The organism is Salinarchaeum sp. Harcht-Bsk1 (assembly GCF_000403645.1).
GTDB lineage: Archaea > Halobacteriota > Halobacteria > Halobacteriales > Salinarchaeaceae > Salinarchaeum.
In genome coordinates, this window is the sequence record NC_021313.1 from 1536607 (window position 1) to 1557180 (window position 20574).

Genomic DNA, 20574 nt, shown 5'->3' on the forward strand with positions numbered 1-20574 from the left:
GAGAGAGCCGGCGTGCAGATCCACTCCTGCTCCGATCACTCCATCCCGAACCGCCCGACAGCGAACCGCTCGAACGGTCCGGAGTACTGCATCAACACGGTGCCGAGCACGCTCATCGCGAGGACGTAGCCGACGGCGAAAGCGTAGATGTCGCTGGCAACCGCCGCGGAGAGCGTCCCGCCCGCGCCCTCGATCGCGACGGCGGCGATGATCAGCGAAAACTCGCCGCGGGTGACCATCCCCAGGCCGACCCGCGTCGATCGTCTCGGGCTGAGGCCGTACGCGCGACCGCCGAGATAGCCGGAGAATAGCTTGGTCGGCGTCGTCGCGGCGACGGCGATCGCGACGAGCGCCGCGACCTCCGCGACGAGCACCGGATCGGTCTCGAGGCCGATCCAGACGAAGAACACGGCTGCAAACACGTCGCGGACAGGTTCGAGCAATCGTTCCAGTCGCTCCACGTGGGAGGTCGACGCGAACGCCATCCCGACGAAGAAGGCCGCGACGGCTTCGCTGACCCCGATCGCGAGCGCGACACCCGCCACGAGGACGGTCACGCCGACGACCCTGAGAACGAGGAACTCGTTGGAGGCCCCAGCGAGCAGGCGCTCGAAGGCACCGCTTCCGAACTGCACGACGAGGAGCAAGAGGACGATGAAGCCCATGGCGAGACCGACGGCGGTTGCGAGCCCTGCAACGCCGTTGCCACCCGCGACGAGCGCGACGGCGATCGCCAGGTAGACCGCGATCGCGAGATCCTCGAAGACCAGCGTCCCGAGCATCGGTCCGGCCTCGTCGTTGGCGATCCAGCCGAAGTCGATCAGCGACTTCGTGATGATCGCCGAGGAGGAGATGTAGACGATGCCGGCGAGCAGGAACGCGGCCAGCAGCGATTCGAAGAGGAGGAAGCCGACGACGAGCCCCGCGCCGAAGTTGACGGCGAGGTCGATCGTTCCCGCAGTGACGATGCGGCCGCGATCGGCGACGAGTCGCTCGAGGTTGAACTCCAGGCCGAGAAAGAACAGCAAGAAAACGATCCCGAGTTCCGCGCCGATCTCGACGAACTCCCCGCCCTGGATCGCCGGCACGTCGTAGCCAGCGACGACCAGTTCGCCAGCCACGGCCGGCGAGACGAGCATGCCGGTGAGGATGTACAGCGGAATGACGGAGGTCCCGAGGCGGGCGGCGAGGACGCTCCCCAGCGCGATCGCAGCGAACAGCGCACCGACGGTGAGCAGGTCAGCCACTGATCGACCTCCCGCGCGCGGCGGACGGGCCGAAACACATCGTCGAGGCGTCGATCCTCCCGATCGGAGCGCCGACTCGCGTCCTCCCAGCCATCTACTCCTCGGTTTCCTCACCAGTGAGCAGCGTCTCGAAGGCGTTGCAGCTCTCTCGGTCGCCCACGACGACGAGGGTGTCGCCGGCCTGGAGTTCGGTGCCCGAATCGGGTGCAGAGAGCACGTCCTCGCCGCGCTGGATGGCGACGACCGTCACGCCGGTCTCTCGACCGACCTGTGCGCTCGCCAGCGTCTCGCCGACGAGCGGCGACGAGTCGTCGACGGCGTACCACTCCAGCAGGGTCCCCTCCGTGAGCATCGTCTCGACGTGCTCGGATTCGACGGGCTGGAAGTACGCCCCCTCGAGGATCGTCCCGACCATTCGCGCCATGCGGTCGGAGAGCTCGAGGAGCTTCTCCGAATCCGCGTCCGCGTCGGGTTTGAGGTACAGCTCCCGCTGGCCGGTGTTGTGGGTCACGATCACGAGGACCTGGCCGTCGCCAAGCTCCACCTCGTGCTTCTTCCCCACGCCGGGAAGGTCGCTCTCGATGACGTCCATGACCGTGTGTTCGGTGCAGGACCCATAACGATGGCCCCGGTTTCTCGGGGACTCCCGGGAGCGGAAACGCGCACTCGGCGCCAGAACCGGGCGGATACGCGTCGAAAATCGCAGTACAACGGCCGGACGCCGGTTTGGCAGGTGGAGCGGTTGGCTGGTGGAACCGAAACGAGATTTTGTATAGCGTTATACGATACACTATTTATATAGTTGCCCGTCAGTCGGTCCGTTTCCGGCGCAACGGCGATCAGTTCCCGATCCAGTCTACGAGCACAACGGAATCCGGAGCGTCAGAACGACTCGTCGCCGCCGTCTTTCGGTGACTCGTCGTGTTCGACGTTCGGCCCCCGGTCGTCGTAGAACTTCCTGCCGATGAACTCGTCCGGCAGCTGCCCCGAGAGCGTCTGGTAGAGCATGTCCGCAGACTCGTAACTGTCCTCGCCGAGGTCCTCGAGCAGCGACTCGACGGGCACCGAGTGATCGGCGTCGGGCGCTTCGACCTCGACGTCCCCGACCGCCTCCCGCGCGGTCTCCTTCTCCACCGGAAAGTCGAGTTCGGCCGCGAAGTGGTCTGGTAGGTCGTTCAACTCCATGCAGGCAGTCCGGCCCGGAAGCGGGTTGTTAGGAACCGCTTATCCACGCGCGAAGGCCAGGGGTTGCGACGACGGACCACCCCTTCACCGAACGAACGGCAAGAAGAGGACGAGTCCGATGGCCCTCGTCAGGACCGCAGCGAGGATGGCCCGTCCGCGGCGGTGTCGTACGCCACCCGCACGCCGATCACGACCAGCGAAATGTGGCACGTCGGCATGGGCGCTCCCAAGCGCGGGACGTCGACGCACCCCGACCACGGGCCCAGAGTAGAGCGTCGCGGCGAGGAGTTCCAGCCAGTAGACGAAGACGGAGGTGGCAACGACCGAGACCGCGAACGGAGCGCGCCTACGAATCTGCGATCGGATCGTCCCCCGACCGCGACGACGTAGGCGACACAGGCCAGAGATCGCAGTGCCGAGACCCCGAGTACCGTTTCGGTAGTTCACGTGCCGGAGCCACCCGACCCATCCCGGTGCCCGACCGGGGTGCGCGGCACAGAACTGGCTGCTCGCCGCTCGGGCACGTCGCCGGCGACGCCCGTCGCCCCTCGCGTGGAATTGCCGAGTCGTCGTTCAGCGAGTACGACGGCAAATGGGACGCCAACGTAAGTAATGAATACTATAACGCTATATGAAATGAGAGAGGTCGAGGCGAGGCTCCGTGGTACTCACTGAGGGGCACGCCTGGTCTGACGTAGACCGCGACGGTGCGAGCTGGCGACTCGAAGTGCGGCCACGCGAATGGGGCCGCCGTTGGCAGCCGCGAGTGGAGCGCCCGCTGTCGGTCGGCGTCGCGAGTCGGGAGGAGAGCGGAAGGGTGCCCGGTCGACTTCAGGAGAAGGCCCCGAAACTCGCCTGTTTCTCGCGATCGCTGGCGCCCTCGGCGAGTTCGTAGCCGAGCAGGTCGCGCAGGTCGACGGCGTAGTTGGTGCCGTGCTCTTCGAGGACGAGTATCCGACCTTTCACGCCCCGGACAGTCCCGGTCGCCGTGGTCTCCGGGACGGGAGCGGCGTTGAGGTCGAGACCGTAGTCGAAGTCGAACTGCTCGTGGACCTCGAAGTCCGGTGGGAGCTCGGTTTCGAGGGTCGCCTCGAAGGCCGGAACGTCGACGTCGTCGTGAAGGCCGGCGATCTTCGTCGGCACGCGGACGCGATCAGGGATGCGCTCGGCGATCGCCGCTTCCAGTTCGCGGGCGATCCGGCCGTTCGCGACGGTGCGGACGTGGGCCGCGCGATCGGCGCCCTGCTCCTGCAGGCGCGTGGGGAGCCGATCCAGGTAGGTGACGCCCACCTTGTGGACGTCCGGGGCGAACGCGGCGACGTAGATGGCGTGCTCGCCGTGGCAGTCCATCTCTGGTTTCAGACAGTCGCCGGTACACCGGGCGCAGACCCAGGTGTGGGTGTGAGCGTCGCAGTAGGGCGTTGCGGGGGCGTCGCAGGCCTCGTGGGTGCCGTCGGCGAGCGTGCCCGCACAGTGGCGCTCGTCGAGCGTGTAGGCGAGTTCGGTGCCGTGGTCGAGCGCGAGGCGTTCGAGGTCGCCGGACTCGTCGGCGAGCAGCAGTGCTGGGCCGCCCTCGTGGCCCGTCCGGACGTAGTCGACGACCTGCACGTCCCCGGATTGGTGACCGGAACGAAAAGTCGTGCCGGTCCGCGGCAGTCAGTAGCTCCCGCCGTCTTCGAAACAGCGGCCGCACTTGCTCGCCTCGTGGGCCGACCGGGCTCGCTCCAGGGAGGTGCGAGAAAGGTGCTCCGGGTCGACGTGACTGGTGGCACCACACGCCGTCTCCTTCGAGGCGGTCTCGTCTGCGCGTCTGTGCACGGTCTTCGTGGTCTCGTTGACGACGGCGTCCATGCCAGCCACTAACGAGGAGGCTGGCAATGAACGATGTCCCTCGTTATGCAGGTGCCGAGGGGACGAATCGGGCGGCGGCGTACGAACGGCGGGACGCGCCGTTGCGTCGACGTGGGTCGCTCGGGGGGACGTCAGTCGGTACCGGGCTCGGCGACGCCGGACGCAGTGGGCGAGTCGGCCGCCGTGGGCGTCGTGGCTGGCGGTTCGGCGCCTGCGGCCTCGCGATAGATGCGCTCCAGCTGGGCCATCGTCTGCGAGACCGCGAAGCGCTCGACGGCCCCGCGAGTGTCCCACTCGGCGTCGAGGCAGGTCTCGACCGCGTCGACCATGGCGTCGACGTCGCCGTAGGGGAACCGGCGGCCGTTCTCGGGACCGATCGTGTCGGCGAATGGCGGGACGTCCGCGGCGGCGACCGGCGTGCCGCAGGCGTTGGCCTCGAGCGTCGAGAGCCCGAGCGTGTCGGCCGTCGAGGCGGTGACGAAGACGGAGAGTGAGGAGAGGAAGCCCGGTAGCTGCTCGCGGGGGAGGAAGTCCCGGAACTCCACGGCGTCGGGTGCACGTTCCTCAAGCCGCCGTCGGAACGGACCCTCGCCGACGATGACGAACCGGTAGTCGGGCATGGCGTCCGCGAGGCGAAGCAACTCGCCGACGTTCTTCTCGTTGGAGATGCGGCCGCTGTAACCGATCACGGGTTCGCCGTCGAACCAGTCGCCCTCCCGTGGCTGGAAGAAGTCCATGTCGATGCCGACGGGGAGTTCCACGTGCTCGACGTCGCGGTCGATACGGCCGGTGGAGGCGGTGACGACGTCGAAGGTCCCGAGGAAGGCGTTCTCGTAGGGGACGTAGACCTTCCCGAGCAGGTCCCCGAGTCGCTCGGACCGGGTCGCCTGGTGGAAGTACTCCTCGACGGGCGTGTGGTGCGTGTAGATGGACGGCAGGTCGCGTTTGCGGGCGTAGTACCGGCCGAGCAGGCCGACCGACGCCGGCCCGTGACAGTGGACCACGTCGAGGTCGGGTAGCGTCGAGGGGCGGCGGAACGTGGGAAGGCGATAGCCCGCGTAGAACGGGTTCGGCAGGGATCTGACGGGGATCTCCCGGTCGTCGGGGTCGTAGTCGCCGTCCGGGTAGACCACGTACACCTCGTGGCCCGCGGCCTCGAGGCGCTCCCGCCAGAGTTTGATGGTGTAGGTGACGCCGTCAATTTCGGGGAAGTAGCTGTCCGTGAAGAAGCCGATCCGCATCTAGCTGCCCTCCCCCGTCGCGGGCGACGGGTGCGTCCGGTGCTGACAGGCGGAGCCGTTCACGGGCGAATCGCCCGAATTCGGGCCAGCCAGTCGGCAATGGGCGAGGTGGGCTCCCGCGCCGCGGACCGATGGCTGCTGGCTCCCTGTCATGCTGGCTGTACCGAAACAAATCAGACAGAATGCACATCAATGTTCCGTATCCGGCGTGAGCAGGCACGTTCGGCGCGTGGAACCGAAGGCGGTCGCGCCCCTGACACCCGTTCCGCAACGGGTTTAGGCCCGCTGGTCGACGACGCCAACAGTGGACCGACGTGCCGTCGCGACGACGCTCGCCGGGTTTCTCGCAGCCGTCGCGATGTTCGCGGTCATGTTCACCCTCGTCGACACCGACGGCGTCGTCGCTGCCGTCGAGCGGGCGGACCTCCGACTCGTCGCGCTCGTCGGCGTCACGACGATCTGCTGGGTCTGCTTCTGGGGCCTCGCGCTCTGGAACGTCCTTGGCGCCCTCGACGTGACCGTGCCCGTCCGCGACGCATTGCTCGTCACGGCTGCCGGCATCTTCGTCAACCACGTCACCCCGTTCGGGCAGGCCGGTGGCGAGCCGATCACGGCGGCGCTCCTCTCCCGCCGGACCGACGCGAACTACGACGTGAGCCTCGCGTCGATCACGAGCTTCGACGCCGTAAACGTCGTCCCCTCCCTGACCTTCGCCGCGCTCGGCATCGGCTACTTCGCGGCGACGAGCGCCGTCGGCTCCCAGCTCGGCCTGCTGCTCGGCGGCGCCGCGATCGTGATCGTCGGCGCACCGGTCGCCGGGTTCGCGATCTGGCGCAAGCGCGCCTGGATCGAGCGCGGGCTGGTCCGATTCGTGACCCGCGCGATCGAAATCGGTGCACCCGTCCTCCCGCTCGTTTCCCGCGAGGACGCCGACGACGTGGCCGCCGGGATCGCGGGCTACGTCGAATCGCTGGAGGTCGTCGCGAGCGATCGCCGGCGCGTCCTCGCCGCGATAGGATGCTCGGGCGGCGGCTGGGCGATCCAGGCAATCGGGCTCTGGATCGCGTTCCAGGCGATCGGCGTCGACGTGCCGCTCTACGTCCCCTTCTTCGTCGTCCCGATCGGCACGATGGCGAGCGTCCTGCCGACACCCGGCGGCCTCGGCGGCATCGAGGCCGTCACGGTCACGCTGATGACGCTCGTCACCGGCGTCGCCGGCGCGGACGCGGCCGTCGCCGTCACCCTCCACAGCGTCGGCGGCTACCTCCTGAGCGGCACCGTCGGGGCTGGCGCGGCCGTCGTGCTCGGGCTCCGGCCGAAATCTATCGCCGGGGGCGGGGACCGCGGCGGCGAAGGAGCCTGAGCCACCGCGGCGGAGCCGATCGGTCAGCCGCCGATTTCCAGCCGGGTCAATACTCCGCCGTTCCTGGCGGACAGAAAGGGCGAGGCGGGCTGGCGTGCGCCTCAGCCGGCCCTATCCGAAGGAGCGTAGCGACTGAGGATATCCGGCTGAGCGTGCGCGAGCGGGCCGAGGGCTTTCGAGGCGACTAGCAAAGCGGTCGATACGACATTCAGCCGCAGGTGTACACACTTATCCCTCGGTCCCGACAAGCCACGCGCAATCGTGACGACCGCTGGGGAGCGGGCGAGCGGGGGATCCGACGAGCCAGACGGCGAGCCGATCGCCGTCGGACACTACTGTGAGGGCGCCGGCCACGCGACCAGGATGCTCGCCGTGGCCGAGGCCCTCGCCGACCGTGGCTACGACTTCGAGATCGCGGGCGGCGGCCCCGGCGAGCCGTTCGTCGAGGCCAACGGCTACACCGAGCGCCCGCTCCCGGAGGTCGACTTCGTTGGCGGCTACCAGTCCGACAACGGCTCCCACGTGGTCTTCGACGGGCTCCCGAACTTCATTCGCCGGGTCCGGGCCTACGTGGCCTGGCTGAACGAGGTCGAGCCACCGGTGTTCCTGACCGACGACATCTGTGGCTGCTTCGCCGCGAGCGTCGCTCGCCAGCGCTACGTCTACGTCTCCCACGACCCCGCTGCCTTCTACGATTCGCCACCGGAGCGGGCGAGCGCGTGGATCCGGAACCGGATTCCAGCGGTGACCGCCGAATCGTTCTGCTTCCCGAAGGCCTGGGAGGGCGACCCCTGGATCGAGACGGCGACGCCGGTCGGACCGATCGCGCCGGCCGACGACACGCCGGAAGCCGACCTCCCCGACGTCGACGTGCTCGTCGTGCCGAGCGCGTTCTCCGTCGACGAAGACGACCTCGACGCCGCGCTCGCCGACGCGGGCCGCACCGCGACGATCGTCGGCGGCGAGGACTGGACGCTCAAGCCCTCCCTCCAGCCCTACGTCCGCGCCGCGGACCTCGTCGTCTGCAGCGGCTACTCGACGGTGATGGAAGCGGCGGTGGCCGGGACGGCCTGCGTCGTGATGCCGGCGACCTCCGAGCAGCGCGGGGTGGCAGCAGCGATGGAGGGGACGCGGGGCTTCGCGACCGCCGAGACGATCGAGGAGGTCGTGGCGCTGCTCGGGACGCTCGACGCACCCGAACCCCAGGCGAATGGCGCCGAGGAAATCGCCGACGCCGTCGTGGACGCGATCGAGACTGCTCGTTAGCGCCGCCTCGGTGCCCTATCCGCCGCTCTCGCCCTCGAACGCGACGAACGCGATCCCGTTCAGCGGACTCTCGGCGAGCACGCGGTGGGAGCGGTCGATCTCACTCGCGTTGCCGAGTGGCACGATCGCGTAGCGGACCGACGGATCGCCCTCGATCGCGGCCCGATCCGCACGTTCGAGCGGTCGGTCGGCGTACCACGAGACGCTCATGATCGACTCCGTATCGCCGTCCTCGCCGAGCCAGACGTGGACGGTCTCGCCCTCCGGCACCTCCTCGGCGATCGTCGTGCCGAGTGCTCTCTGCTCGTCGTTGTAGGGTTCGTGAAGCGGTGCGCCGTAGGTCCCGAGCAGCAGGACGACGAGCAACACGCAGGTCGCGGGGTAGACGGCGGCGCCAGCGGCCTCGCCCCAGCGCTCCGTGACGGCCCTGCGGGCCCGTTGCGTCGAGGGAATCGCGTCGCGGAGGCGGGCGAGGCGGCCGCGACGGCCGCCGTCGCCGGCCGTTTCGGGGCCCGTATCGCCAGCCGTTTCGGGGGTTGCATCGCCGGCGTCGGTCGGAGCCGATCGCCCGAAACGCGTGCCAGCTTTCGCGTCGTCGAAGGCAGCCCCGAAGCTGCCGTCGGCGATGCCGGCGACCAGGTGCCCGAGCAGGACGGCGCCCGGCAGGTACATCGGCAGGAGGTACCAGGCGTGGTTGCCGCCGCCGAGCATGAACGTCAGCGGGACGGCGAGGGTCCACCAGAGGAGCAGCAGGAGCGTGGTGTCCTGGACTGGCGCTGCGGGAAGGAACTGCGAGAGCGCGCCCGTGCGACCGCCGCTGCCTGGCCGCAGGCGGAGTCCGTCTGCACGGAGTCGCCACCAGGCGAAGGCGAGCGCGAGCACGACGCCGGTGCCGAAGACGGGGATCGCGTACTGGTAGGGTGGGAGGAGGGTCCCCGCGGCCAGCTTGAACCACGGGTAGTTGAGGAACGGGAGCAGCGGTTCCGCGGGCGGTTCGGTGGCCTGCCCGGAGACGCGCTGGCCCACGCTGGTCAGAAAGTACTCCTCGACGAACAGGTCGCCGTGCTCGAGGTAGGCGTAGAGGTGCCAGGGCAGCGCGACCGTCACGGTGCTCGCGACGGCGGCGACGGTCCAGCGGTTCAGGTAGTCCCGAAGGTAGAGGACACCGACCGGCAGCAGCACGATCACGAACACGCCAGCGGCGAGTCCCTTGACCATCACCGCGAGGCCGGCAGCGATCCCCGCGGGCAGGAGGAGCCGCGGGTCGTCCCTGCCGCGCCAGGTCCACCAGACGAACAGGCTGCCGAAGAGCGCGAGCGGAGTGTCCACCACTGCCGCTGCGCCGCCGTGGCTGCCCAGGAGCATCCCAGGGAAGACGAGGAAGCCGAGGGCGCCGGCAAAGCCAGCGCGGCGGTCGTAGGTGACCGTCGCGACGTGGTAGACGAGGGCGGCGCAGCCCAGGGTGGCGAGCGACGTGGGGAGGCGCGCGGCAAACTCCGAGACGCCGAAAATCGACATGGCAATCGCCTGGAGCCAGTAGCCGAGCGGCGGCTTGTTCAGGCGGAGCGATTCCCCGAGGTCCGCCTCGTGGGTCGGCACCCGGATCATCGGATCGAGCCAGCTACCGCCCTCGGCCATGATCCGGGCGGGCGTGGCGTAGCGAGATTCGTCCCAGACGCGAAGCGAGAGGTCGCCGAGGCCGTAGACGTAGAGGGCGGCCCAGACGGCGATCACCGCCGCGAACAGCGCGTGGGCGGCGGTGAGACCGGCCGGGAGGCGGCGGGAGAGCGCAGTAAATCGATCCAGGGACGTCGACACAGTGGCATGGGCTATCCGGAGCAACCCCATTACTGTCGTGGTTCAGCTATGCGGACCAAGAGATCCATCATGTGTCAGTCCACCCATTACTTTATTAGTCATCAAGAAAAGAAGTTGAAGATAGCCAGGGGCAGATACCAGTGACCATCACAGAATCGGACCAAGAAACCTATCAAAGCACGGTTTCGGACTTTCAGCCCCAGATAACCGAGGATGCTTGCCTGCCAACTGCAATCAAAAATATCCTCGACGATCTCGCGGAGAGACGAGACATCAGTGGGCTCTCTATGAGTCAGAGCGATGTCAATGATCTTTGTGAGTATCGTGAAGGCTTCTACTCACAGGAAGAAATCATTCCGGAACAGTTGACGCACGAAGTTTCCGAGTACGGCTACGAGGCTGTCGAGGCGACTGGGCATCAGATGGATTTTGAATATCTACAATCCATCATCGACAGAGAGGATGCTTCTCTTCCAATTGTTGAACTAGATCCAGAATACTTCCTTGACGTGGAAGGATATCGCGTTCAAGAGGCAGAGAACATGCCGTCTCACACGGTCATCGTTTTCCAAATCAACGACGAACAAGTCCTCTATTACGACCCATACGAGAAATTCTTCGAGAGTTCCTCACGCATTGAAGAAGCACCCTGCACATGGCCCAAAACTGAGTTCTTCGAGCTCTGGAGTGGGAGATTCGAGGAACGATGGACACTTTGGCTAGACCGTAGTGAACAGCAACCACTCGCCCAATTTGAGACATAACAATGGCAACGAGCTCACCAGGCGCAGAGAGCAAACTTCGATTTGACGACCCGGAGGAAGTTATTGAGGGGACTGTAGAGAGTCAACTAAAGAGGAAGTACGGCAGAGGAATTTACGTCGGAAATGTCCGAAGATCGAAAGATGGGACGTTGTTCATTCAACTCGGCAACACGGTCCCAAAAGACGTGAGCGACTGTAGGGACCACGACAGAGTATTGAAATTTATAGAATTTGACGACATATATACGCTAAAAGCGGAGTCGCTCGCTAAAGGATACCTCATCGAGTTGCCAGATAGAGACGAGTTGTACGATGGCTTCCGCTCAAGTCGGAGGGACTTGGCCAGACGACTTGATCGAAATATGGCCCAGACAATCTACAGCAAACTAATTGAGTTCACCCCGGTTGAGAATCAGCTAGGGGCGATCAAAGAGATTCTTCGCACTGTCCGTGAGCATGCACCGCTGCCCGTCGATACAATATACGAAATCCGAGGACCTAGCAACGAAGAACAGACCAGTCGATATCTCCGACTGCTCGAGGACACCGACTTCATTCAAATCGACGATGATACCCTCCGGTCTGATTCAAATCTCGATGTCCACGACGAGCTCGAAGTAGGGACAAGGGAGTTCAGCGAAATCGTGCTTGGACAGGTAGTTAACCGAGCATTCAGCACCCTGCGAGACGAATTGAATCTTACCCTACTAGCACACTATCCGAAATACGCAAACTCATATTATTTCAGCGCACTGCAGCGTGGACAGCCGAACCTAAAACTCGATGTGGAATCGGCCCACGACAATCTCGAGATGCTTCACGAAGAGTCAGTACACGAAATCAAGGTCCAACAGAAGTTGGATGACCTAGCGAAAGTTGGTGTACTGGAAACAGAGGGGGAGTTCTACAAGTCGAATCCAGAGATCTACGGAGATTTGGCCGCACAGCCAGTCTAATCAGGGACAATAGCCGATGCGATCACTCGTTTAAATTCTGTTTCTCGCCCCGCTCGACCGACTGGATCCGATACGGCACCTCGCCCTTGTAGTGGATCTTCGTCAGCATCTCCGCCATGATGCCGAACATCAACAGCTGGAAGCCGAAGATGATCAGCGCGACGGCGAAGATCAGGCGGGGCAGGTGGGGCAGCAGCGAGTCGCCGAGCACGTACTTCATGAACAGCGCGTGGGTCCCGACGACGCCGCCGATCGCCAGCAGGAAGAGCCCGAGGCCGCCCATCAGGTGCATCGGGCGCATCGAGTACTTGTTCCAGAAGATGTTGAACGCGAGGTCGACGAACCCGCGGACGAGGCGACCCGCGCCGTACTTCGTCGAGCCGTGGGTCCGCGGGCGGTGGTCGACGGGCTCCTCGGTGATCTTGTAGCCGCGATCGTAGAGCTTCGCCGGGATGTAGCGGTGGCCCTCGCCGCGGAGGTTGAGTTCGTCGACGGCCTCGCGGCGGTAGGCCTTCAGCGTGCAGCCGAAGTCGTGGATGTCCGGGCCGGTGAAGCGCGCGAGGTAGGTCTGGATGCCCGAGGGGATCGTCTTCGTGATCGGGTCGTCGCGGTCCTTCCGCCAGCCGGAGACGCAGTCGTAGCCGTCCTCGAGGCGATCGAGGAGCATCGGGACGTCCACCGGGTTGTTCTGCCCGTCGGCGTCCATCGGCACGACGTACTCGCCCGACGCCGTGTCGAAGCCGGCACACAGGGCCGCGCTCTGCCCGAAGTTCCGGCGGAGGAACACGCCCGCGACCGCGTCGAACTCGTCGGTCAGCTCGCGGATCGTCTCTGCGGTGCCATCGGTCGAGCCGTCGTCGACGATCAGGATCTCGACCGGGCGGTAGGCCGCCATTTCCTCGGACTCGACGACCGCGACGATCTCCTCGACGAGCGGCCGGAGGTTGCCCACCTCGTTGTACGCCGGGAGGACGATCGAGGTGACGACGTCCTCGGGCGCGTCCGCGGCGATCGACTCGGCGATCTCCGGAGACTGGCCCGTGTCGGGTGCTGTGGACGCCTCGGCCTCCATCTCCGGCTCCATTGGCGCGTGCTCGGATGCGGCCTCACTTAGCGATGTTGCTATGAAATTGGTAGATCACGAGTCACTCGGTCGGAGAGTGCACCGCAAACACCCACGGAAGCCCCACCCGTTGTCTGTGTAGACTGGCCGAAACTCCGGAGAGGTGCTGTGGCGCGCGTTTCGCGGCTGCGGAGCAGCCGCGTAGCGTGCGAGGGACGAGTAGCGCAGCGAAGTGAGCAACGCAGGAGGTTGGGGAGGAATGAGGTGCGGTGGGCGGGGGTGAGCGAAATCTTCGATTTCGCGATCTACGGAAGATCTCCGATCTTCCGGTACATCGAAAGGGGCCGGACTCTCGGCGGTCCCCGGGCGAAGTAAGGACCGCAGCCGACCAGAGGGAGACGAGGACCGCAGCAAGCCCCGGGTCTCCGAGCGTCCAGGGGCTTTCGGGCCGCGCTGCAGCCACAGATCGTTCAAAACCCCCAGACGCTCGAATTCGACAGCCGAACGACACCGTTAACTCCCGAACCCCGGTACGCGAGCGATAATGAACGAGATCCGGAACGTCCTGCTGGTCAGCGTGGACTGTCTGCGCGAGGACGTGTTCAAAGCGGGGCTCGAGGAGGGCCTCTTCCCGAACTGTGCGGCCCTCTACGACGGCGCACTCGAGTTCACGGAGACGTACACGGTCGCCAACACCACCGACCCGAGTCTCACCGCGTTCATGACGGCGAAGTACCCCTTCGAGCACGGCGTCGTCGAGAACGGCTGGGGACTCGACGAGACCCACGACACCGCCGGCGAGAACTTCCAGGCCGCCGGCATGGACACATTCGGGGTCGTGAGCGTCGACCACCTCGCCGCTGACCACTCCAAACTGGATCGCGGGTTCGACCGGTACGAGGACGGCCAGGCCTACGGGAAGCTCTACCCGATCCTCTCGCGGATCTACGACACCAAGACGTTCAACACGGTCTTCGGCGCGGTGAAGAACCTCGGGATCGGCCGGTACACCGTCAAGAACCTCCTACGCGACCTCGGGCTGATCTCGCTGCACTGCCGCTCGGCCCGGAGCGTCACGGACGACGCGATCGCGTGTCTCGACGACGTCGCGCCGAAATTCGCCGCGAATGGCGACGGCGCAGACGCCAACGGCGAGGACGCCAGCGGCACCGACGACGAGGAGTCGGGCTTCTTCGGCTGGGTCCACTACTTCGACGTCCACGAGCCCCGGAACGCGCCCAGGAATCTCCTCGAGGACCACGACGAGTACACGGCGGCGATGATGCGCGTCGACGACCACGTCGGGGAGCTCCAGGACGAACTCGAGGCCCGCGGCATCGCCGACGAGACGCTCGTCGTCTTCACCGGCGACCACGGCGAGGCGCTGGGCGAGCACGGCTACGAGGGTCACGGTCGCACGCTCTACGACGAGGAGCTGAACGTCCCGCTCGCGTTCGATCACGACGCACTCCCCGACGAGCAGATCGACACGCAGGTCCGGACGATCGACATCCTGCCGACCCTCCTCTCGCTCGTCGACGCCGACCCGCTCGACGCCGCGGGGGAGCCGATCGTCACCGCTCCGGACGACGATCCCGCCGAAGAAAGCCGTCAGCTGTTCACGATGGCCTACCCGACGTTCGGCGACGCCGTCGCCACGCGGACGCCCGACTGGAAGCTGATCCGGGATCGCGAGGACGACGTCGAGGAGCTCTACGACCTCGAATCGGATCCCGACGAGCGGGACGACCTCGTCGACGAGCACGGCCAGCGACGGGAGGCGCTCGCGGGCGACCTCGATTCGTGGCTCGCGACGTTCGGCGAGATCGAGCGCCAGGAGGTCGACGAGGACACCGAGGAGATGCTCGCCGACCTCGGCTACATGGAGTAAGTGCCGGCTGCGAGGCGAACCGCGGGCTCGCGAGCCCCATCGACGCGCGCTCGGCCATGGCAGACCAGGGCGACCGCTTTTCGCCCGAGGGTACGAGGAACAGTCCGTATGGGAGTGGTCCAGCGGGTACGCAACGTCCTGTCCGGTGAACGGAATCGCGAGCGATCGGGTGCGACCGATCGAGACCAGTCGGGGGACCCCGATCTACGAGGGCCGGAATCGGACGACGGGACCGACACGAGGACGACGAACCTCTATCACTGCGAGCCATGTGGCACCACCTACGTGAGCGACGATCTCGACGCCTGTTCGCAGTGTGGCAACTCGCTCGAGCGCGTCCCCACGGAGCAGGATCTCGGGCTCGTCTGACGGACGCACTCCGGGAGTGGACGCCAGTCACCAGCCCGGGACGCTCGTCGATCGTCCCCGCGTCGTGCAGCTGGCTCCCGACGGCGTGGACGGCCAGCCCGATCAACGGTCTGCGATCTCGCGGGGGAGTGCCTCGTCCTCCGAACGCGGCAGCACGATCGTCACGACGCTCCCGGTGGAATCGCACGCCTCGAACTGCACGGAGCCGCCCGCGCGACCGGCGATGCGGTCGACGAGCCAGAGGCCCATGCCGCTGCCGTGCAACAGGGGATCGATCTCCTCCTCGCCGTCGAGAATCGCTCGCTCGGCCTCGGGGATGCCCGGACCGTCGTCCGCGACCCTGACTTCGACGGCGTCCTCCGCGTCGACGACGCTCACGCGAACCGTGGCCGCGTCGCCGTCGTCGTGGACGAGCGCGTTCTCGACGAGTTCCTCGATCGCCCGTTCGAGCGCGGGGACCGTCCGTAGCACGACCTCGTCGGGAGCCTCGACCGCGAGCGTCGCCTCGGGGTGGTCCGCCGACGCATTTGCCACGACGCGCCGGACGGCGCTGACGACGTCGACCGCCTCGTGCGACGGGGGATCCGCGAGGAGGTCGACGATTTCGCGTTGCTTGTCCGCCTGGTCGAGCAGTCGGCGGGCCGAGACCACGATCTGCTCGGCCCCGTGTTCGAGGTCCCCGCTCGTCTCGGCGGCGATCGTCTCCGCGTAGCCCAGGACCACGTTCAGGTCGTTGTGGAGGTTGTGTCGCAACAGCCGATCGAGCACGACGAGTTGCTGTTCGCGCTCGCGCTGGGCCGTGACGTCCCGCATCGTGGCGACGACGCCGACGATCTCGTCCGCCCCGAGTGGCTCCAGTGGATAGTAGTGAATCTCGAACGTCTTGGCGGTGTCCGTGGCGTCGGTGCGCGTCATCTGGTAGTGCACCGTCTCGCCGTCGAGCACGGCCCGGACGTGACGGAGAACGTCCTCCTTTTCGTCGGCGTCGAGGACGTCGGGGAGGACTGTTTCGAGGCCGACCCCCCGCAGGTCGACGCCCTCGAGGCCGTGGAAGGTCCGATAGGCCTCGTTCGCGAAGAGGTACTCGAGGTCGGTGTCGACGGCGGCGATGAGGTCGGAGGCGCCCTCGATCGCTCGCTCGTAGTGGCGGAGCCGTTCCTCCCGTTCCTTCTGCTCGGTGACGTCAATCTGCACGGCGACGAACGCCGAGACCTCGCCGTCGGCGTCGGTGATCGGTGCGATCGTCTGCTGACCGTAGTACAGCTCCCCCGACGCCCGCCGGTTGACGACCTCCTCCGACCAGACCTCGCCGTCGAGGATGCTCTCCCAGAGCGCCTCGAAGTACGACGACGGCATCTCGCCGGAATTCAGGATCTCCGGCGTCCGGCCGATCGCCGCCTCGGCGTCGTAGCCGGTGATCTCCTCGAAGGCCGGGTTGACGTAGGTGATCGTGCCATCGGGATCGGTCATGTAGACGGCGTGACCGGCGGCCTCGACTGCGCGACGGAACCGCTCGAGCGAGCGTTCGGTCGTTTTACGCTCGGTGACGTCCTGCTGGAAGCCGACGTAGTGGCTCACCGACCCCTCGTCGTCGAAGAGGGGTGCGATGGTGACCCGGTTCCAGAACTCGGTACCGTCGCGCCGGTAGTTGCGGAGTTCGACGGTGACGGGCTCCTCCGCCTCGATCGCCTCGCGCAGCGCCGCGACCGGCTCTTCCCGGGTCCCCTCGCCCTGGAGGAACCGGCAGTTGCGCCCGACGGCCTCCTCGACAGGAACGCCGGTAATCCGCTCGAACGCCTCGTTCACGTAGACCAGCGGTTCGTCCGGCCGCGTGGCGTCGGCGATCGTGATGCCGACGGGCGCGTCGTCCATCGCCCGCTCCTTCAGCGCGAGGTCGTCCGCGAGCACGCGCCGGTCCGTGACGTCCCGGACCACGAGCGCCGCCGCCGGCGGATCGAGCCACGAGACTTTCGTGGCGGTCACCTCGAGGGCGGCCTCGGCTGCCGTAACGCTGGAAGCACCCACGTCCAGCCCGGCGTCGACGGCCAGTGTCGCGTCGACGCCGTCCAGACGGTCCTCCCCTGCCTGGACCGCGGCGATGCGATCCACGAGGTCACGGCCATCGGCGGAAGCAGCGTCGTCGAGCGAGAGTAGCTCCCCCACGTGAACGCCGATCGCCGCTTCGGTCGATTCAAGGCCGAAGAGGGCCGTACCCGCCTGGTTACAGTACTCGATGCGACCGTCCCGCACGAGGGCGATCGTGTCCCGGGCCGCGTCCAGCAACGTCGTCACCTGCGCCTCGGGGTCGGCGACCGTCGCGTGCTCGCGGTAGTACCGAACGGCGTCGTCGATCACGGTCGCGAGGCGATCCCACTCGTCGGCGTGCTCGCCCCTGACGACGTACTCCGTGACGCCGGCGGAAATCGCGCGGCTCGCGACCGTCTCGCTCCCCGCGTCGGTGAACAGCACGACGGGGAGCTCCGGCGACCGGGCACGGACCGCCTCCAGCAGCGCGATGCCGTCGACGTCGGGCGCGTCGTGGTCGGTGACGACGCAGTCGACGCCGCCCGCTGCGTCGAGGTGCTCGATCGCAGCCCTGATCGAGGCCGCTGTCGTGATCTGGAAGGAACCCCATCCCTCGAGTCTGTCCCGGCACGTTGCCGCGAGGCCGTCGTCGGCCGCGACGACGAGGACGCTGCAGTCTGCGACGTCAACCGAAGACGACATTCCCTGGTTCTTTCGGCGGGGGAGATATACCGCTTCCGGCGATTTCAGCGGTGGAGCGGCAGCCCGTGCCGATTGTCTGCGCGGTGACGATCCGCCAGCGCCGCCACGGCGGTCCCACCGGCGAATCGAGCGTCGCGACCCTGCCCCTGGCCACACCGATCTGCCCCTCGCGGTCACTACTCGGACGCAGGTTCGGAGGGCGTGAACTCCGCCACGAGCCCCCTGAGCTCTCCCACCGTCAGCACGTCGAGCACCTGACTCCCGACCGCGTAGAACGCCAGGCCGATCCACGGGAGGACGAAGAGATCCACCCACCACGGACCGAGTGGCACCAGCACCCACAGAATCCCGATCGTCGCCAGCCCGAGGACGGCGACCCGCAGGATCGGCAGCCCGTCCGTCGGCTGGATATCGACCGTCCGCGCGGCGAGGACGTGGGTCACCGCCATCGAGCCGTATGCGATCGACGTCGCGATCGCCGCGCCGACGATCCCGAACTCGGGGATCAGGACGAGGTTGAGGACGACGTTCAGGACCACCGCCGTCCCGGTCGCGAGCAGCAGCGTCCGGAGGTGGCCGCCGGCCTGGAGCACCGGCCAGATGACCCGCGCGATCGCGAAGCCGAGCACGCCGGGCAGGAGCACCCTGAGCGGCAGCACGCTCGCCTCGTAGGCCGGCCCGAAGTACAGCGTCAGGAACTGCTCGCTGAGGACGAACACACCGGCGACGAGCAGCACGGTGATCACGACGACGTAGCGCAGCATCCGGGAGAGCAGTGCCGTCAGCTCCCCTGTGGCGTCTTCCTCCCACATGACCGCCGTCGACTGGATCATCACCTGCTCCATCGCCACGGAGACGACCCACATGAACTCCGAGACCTGGAGGGCGGCGCGGTAGTGGCCCGTCGTCGCCGCGTCCTCGAAGTAGCTCACGAGCAGAATGTCGACCTTGAACATGCTCGTCAGGAGCAACACAAGGGCCATCGTCTGGACGCCGAAGCGCAGCAGCGGGCGGCCGTAGATCGAGAAGGCGAGCCGCTTCGGCGACGGGACGAACCCCGCCTCCCGGAACGCCAGCAGCGTCGAGAGCACGCCGGTCAGCAGGAAGCCGGTCGCGAAGCCAGCGAAGACGCCGGGGACGCCGTAGCCCTCCGCGGCGAGCGTGAGCCCGACGACGGCCATGACGATCGATCGAACGGGAATGAGCGGCTCGACGATCGCCTCGCGCTTGTAGGCGTGGAGCACGCCGCGGCCGAAGTAGTAGAGCTGTTCGCCCACCACCGCGCCGAGCATCAGGTAGAGCGCCTGCTGGAGCGGCCCGTCGGTGAACAAGAAAAAGGCCGCCGCGAGCAGCGGAATGCCGACAAGGAGCATCCCAGCGTGCAGCGCGAACGACGTTGCGATCACCCGGCTCCGGTCCTCGCCCTCCTCGCGGCTGGCGTAGGTCTTCGTCGCCTCGAACAATCCGAGATTCAGGATCTTCCGGCTCGGCAGGAAGATCGCCATCACGAGCGCGTAGCGGCCGAAGCCGCTCTCGCCGACGGTCCGGACGAGCAAGGGAATGAACGCCGCGAAGATCAAGAGCCGCCCGAGGTCTCCCGCGAAGACCGAGAGGTAGCCCTTGAAGATCGCGCCGTCGTCGGCCATTACTCGACGTACCCGAGGTCCCGCATCTGCTGTTTGAGGTCCTCGTCGACGTCGCTGCGCTCGGCTTCGATCGTCTCGCCGTCACGCGAGAGTTCGAGGTCGGCGTGCTGTGCGACGACCTTCGTCTCGAAGTCCTGCCAGGCGAGCGTCGCGGAGCCGTGCCACGGCGCGACCGTCAGCGTGTGATTCCGGGCGCCCTGGCCGCCGTTCGCCTCCGGGCGGACGTCCTTCCCGTGCCACTCCGGCGGAATCGCGTCAGGGCCGGCCTGGTCGGCGAGAATCGAGGGCGCGATGTCCAGCGAGGACAGCGGCGCCTCGAGGTCGAGGTCGTTCGTCGCCGCCGGCACCGTGATCAGCGCGTCCGCCACGCGGCCCCGCTGGGGCTGGTGGAACCAGACGCCCTCCTCGCCGAACTCGTCGCCGTGGTCGGAGGTGAAGACGACGATGGGGTCCTCGGCGTCGACGGACTCGACGAGGCGTTCGATTTCGGCGTCGGCACGCTGCAGGGTTGCGCGGTACTTCTCCTCGATCGTCTCGCGCTCGGCGTCGGTCAGTTTCTCGGGCTTGAACAGCGCCTTCCGATCGACGTCCTTGGGCACCGCGTCGTCGCCGAGACCGTAGGGCCGGTGGGTGCCCATCAGGTGCAGCCACATGAACCGCGGGCCGTCTTCGGCGTTGAACGCCTCGATGGACTCGTCGATCAGTTCGTCGTCGGGGAGCCGGTTCGAGAGCTTCGCGTGCGGCGGTTTGAACCGGTGGTACACCTTCCGGATGAGGTCGAACTGCGAGGCGAACTGCCGGATCGGGTTCCCGCGGTTGCCCGCCTCGGAGAAGTGGTGGTAGACGTCGAACCCCTGGTCGAACCCGAACCGGGCGTCGGTGTGCGGCGAGGAGGAGAGGCCGATCGTCGTGTAGCCGGCGTCGGAGAACGCCTCCGCGACGGAGGGCTCGACGACGCGGGACTCGACCGCGCCCTGGTAGTTCGACGTGAGGAGGCTCGCGAGAGAGGGTCGGGTGTAGTGGGCGCCGGTGATCGTCTCGTGGTTGGTGAGCGTGGAGGAGACGTACGGCATCGCGTCGAGGAAATCGTGGCGTACAGAGTCCGCAGAGACGAGGATGACGTCGCGCATTGGGTGAATGAGTGCGGGAACGTCACTTGAGTCCTGCGCTCTGGAGGCCGAAGTCGG

General features: G+C 66.8%; 17 protein-coding genes. 6 read left to right on the top strand and 11 right to left on the bottom strand.

Annotated features, from left to right (window positions below; translation table 11 throughout):
• Positions 1-35: 35 nt before the first annotated feature.
• The 6 genes from L593_RS06970 to L593_RS06995 form a co-directional block, all read right to left on the bottom strand.
• The gene (locus L593_RS06970; RefSeq protein ID WP_020446236.1) at positions 36-1247 is read right to left on the bottom strand and encodes a cation:proton antiporter; all 1212 of its coding nucleotides are present in this window, start codon (positions 1245-1247) and stop codon (positions 36-38) included.
• Positions 1248-1341: 94 nt separating this feature from the next.
• Positions 1342-1839, bottom strand: a complete 498-nt coding sequence (locus L593_RS06975; protein ID WP_020446237.1) for a cation:proton antiporter regulatory subunit — start codon at positions 1837-1839, stop codon at positions 1342-1344.
• A gap of 290 nt (positions 1840-2129) precedes the next feature.
• Positions 2130-2432, bottom strand: coding sequence for a hypothetical protein (locus tag L593_RS06980; protein ID WP_020446238.1), 303 nt, complete (start codon positions 2430-2432; stop codon positions 2130-2132).
• An 831-nt stretch (positions 2433-3263) separates the two neighbouring features.
• Positions 3264-4040, bottom strand: coding sequence for a DUF2797 domain-containing protein (locus L593_RS06985; RefSeq protein WP_020446239.1), 777 nt, complete (start codon positions 4038-4040; stop codon positions 3264-3266).
• A gap of 48 nt (positions 4041-4088) precedes the next feature.
• Entirely contained in the window at positions 4089-4283 is a 195-nt protein-coding gene (locus L593_RS06990; RefSeq protein ID WP_020446240.1) for a hypothetical protein, read from the bottom strand.
• A gap of 131 nt (positions 4284-4414) precedes the next feature.
• Positions 4415-5524, bottom strand: coding sequence for a glycosyltransferase (locus L593_RS06995; RefSeq protein ID WP_020446241.1), 1110 nt, complete (start codon positions 5522-5524; stop codon positions 4415-4417).
• A gap of 304 nt (positions 5525-5828) precedes the next feature.
• On the opposite strand from L593_RS06995, the gene L593_RS07000 reads away from it, so the two are divergent.
• Positions 5829-6887 carry a lysylphosphatidylglycerol synthase transmembrane domain-containing protein gene (locus L593_RS07000; protein WP_020446242.1) on the top strand — a complete coding sequence of 353 codons (1059 nt, stop codon included), beginning with the start codon at positions 5829-5831 and terminating at the stop codon, positions 6885-6887.
• A 261-nt stretch (positions 6888-7148) separates the two neighbouring features.
• A complete protein-coding gene (locus L593_RS07005; protein ID WP_020446243.1) occupies positions 7149-8153 on the top strand; it encodes a hypothetical protein in 1005 nt (334 codons plus the stop codon).
• Positions 8154-8168: 15 nt separating this feature from the next.
• Here L593_RS07005 and L593_RS07010 read toward each other — a convergent pair whose 3' ends face one another.
• Positions 8169-9971 (bottom strand): glycosyltransferase family 39 protein, encoded by a 1803-nt coding sequence (locus L593_RS07010; protein ID WP_020446244.1) that lies wholly within the window; start codon positions 9969-9971, stop codon positions 8169-8171.
• Between the two features lie 140 nt (positions 9972-10111).
• Here L593_RS07010 and L593_RS07015 point away from each other — a divergent pair, with 140 nt between their 5' ends.
• Positions 10112-10735, top strand: a complete 624-nt coding sequence (locus tag L593_RS07015; RefSeq protein ID WP_020446245.1) for a hypothetical protein — start codon at positions 10112-10114, stop codon at positions 10733-10735.
• Between the two features lie 2 nt (positions 10736-10737).
• Positions 10738-11691 carry a hypothetical protein gene (locus L593_RS07020; RefSeq protein ID WP_144060726.1) on the top strand — a complete coding sequence of 318 codons (954 nt, stop codon included), beginning with the start codon at positions 10738-10740 and terminating at the stop codon, positions 11689-11691.
• A 22-nt stretch (positions 11692-11713) separates the two neighbouring features.
• Here L593_RS07020 and L593_RS07025 read toward each other — a convergent pair whose 3' ends face one another.
• Positions 11714-12775 (bottom strand): glycosyltransferase family 2 protein, encoded by a 1062-nt coding sequence (locus tag L593_RS07025; RefSeq protein ID WP_020446247.1) that lies wholly within the window; start codon positions 12773-12775, stop codon positions 11714-11716.
• A gap of 523 nt (positions 12776-13298) precedes the next feature.
• On the opposite strand from L593_RS07025, the gene L593_RS07030 reads away from it, so the two are divergent.
• Positions 13299-14645, top strand: coding sequence for a sulfatase (locus L593_RS07030; RefSeq protein ID WP_020446248.1), 1347 nt, complete (start codon positions 13299-13301; stop codon positions 14643-14645).
• Between the two features lie 108 nt (positions 14646-14753).
• Positions 14754-15014 carry a hypothetical protein gene (locus L593_RS07035; RefSeq protein WP_020446249.1) on the top strand — a complete coding sequence of 87 codons (261 nt, stop codon included), beginning with the start codon at positions 14754-14756 and terminating at the stop codon, positions 15012-15014.
• A gap of 102 nt (positions 15015-15116) precedes the next feature.
• Here L593_RS07035 and L593_RS07040 read toward each other — a convergent pair whose 3' ends face one another.
• The 3 genes from L593_RS07040 to L593_RS07050 form a co-directional block, all read right to left on the bottom strand.
• Positions 15117-17741, bottom strand: coding sequence for a PAS domain S-box protein (locus L593_RS07040; RefSeq protein WP_020446250.1), 2625 nt, complete (start codon positions 17739-17741; stop codon positions 15117-15119).
• Positions 17742-17917: 176 nt separating this feature from the next.
• Positions 17918-19387: a polysaccharide biosynthesis C-terminal domain-containing protein gene (locus L593_RS07045; protein ID WP_020446251.1), complete on the bottom strand. Its 1470-nt coding sequence runs from the start codon at positions 19385-19387 to the stop codon at positions 17918-17920.
• Positions 19387-20517: a sulfatase-like hydrolase/transferase gene (locus L593_RS07050; RefSeq protein ID WP_020446252.1), complete on the bottom strand. Its 1131-nt coding sequence runs from the start codon at positions 20515-20517 to the stop codon at positions 19387-19389. The genes L593_RS07045 and L593_RS07050 overlap by 1 nt, the downstream gene beginning before the upstream one ends.
• Between the last annotated feature and the right edge of the window lie 57 nt (positions 20518-20574).

Bases quoted from the DNA above. Each gene is read 5' to 3' on its own strand.
- L593_RS06995 (WP_020446241.1), bottom strand. From the start codon at position 5,524: ATGCGGATCGGCTTCTTCACGGACAGCTACTTCCCCGAAATTGACGGC.
- L593_RS06975 (WP_020446237.1), bottom strand. From the start codon at position 1,839: ATGGACGTCATCGAGAGCGACCTTCCCGGCGTGGGGAAGAAGCACGAG.
- L593_RS07050 (WP_020446252.1), bottom strand. From the start codon at position 20,517: ATGCGCGACGTCATCCTCGTCTCTGCGGACTCTGTACGCCACGATTTC.
- L593_RS06990 (WP_020446240.1), bottom strand. From the start codon at position 4,283: ATGGACGCCGTCGTCAACGAGACCACGAAGACCGTGCACAGACGCGCA.
- L593_RS07040 (WP_020446250.1), bottom strand. From the start codon at position 17,741: ATGTCGTCTTCGGTTGACGTCGCAGACTGCAGCGTCCTCGTCGTCGCG.
- L593_RS07020 (WP_144060726.1), top strand. From the start codon at position 10,738: ATGGCAACGAGCTCACCAGGCGCAGAGAGCAAACTTCGATTTGACGAC.
- L593_RS07025 (WP_020446247.1), bottom strand. From the start codon at position 12,775: ATGGAGCCGGAGATGGAGGCCGAGGCGTCCACAGCACCCGACACGGGC.
- L593_RS06980 (WP_020446238.1), bottom strand. From the start codon at position 2,432: ATGGAGTTGAACGACCTACCAGACCACTTCGCGGCCGAACTCGACTTT.
- L593_RS07035 (WP_020446249.1), top strand. From the start codon at position 14,754: ATGGGAGTGGTCCAGCGGGTACGCAACGTCCTGTCCGGTGAACGGAAT.
- L593_RS07030 (WP_020446248.1), top strand. From the start codon at position 13,299: ATGAACGAGATCCGGAACGTCCTGCTGGTCAGCGTGGACTGTCTGCGC.
- L593_RS07045 (WP_020446251.1), bottom strand. From the start codon at position 19,387: ATGGCCGACGACGGCGCGATCTTCAAGGGCTACCTCTCGGTCTTCGCG.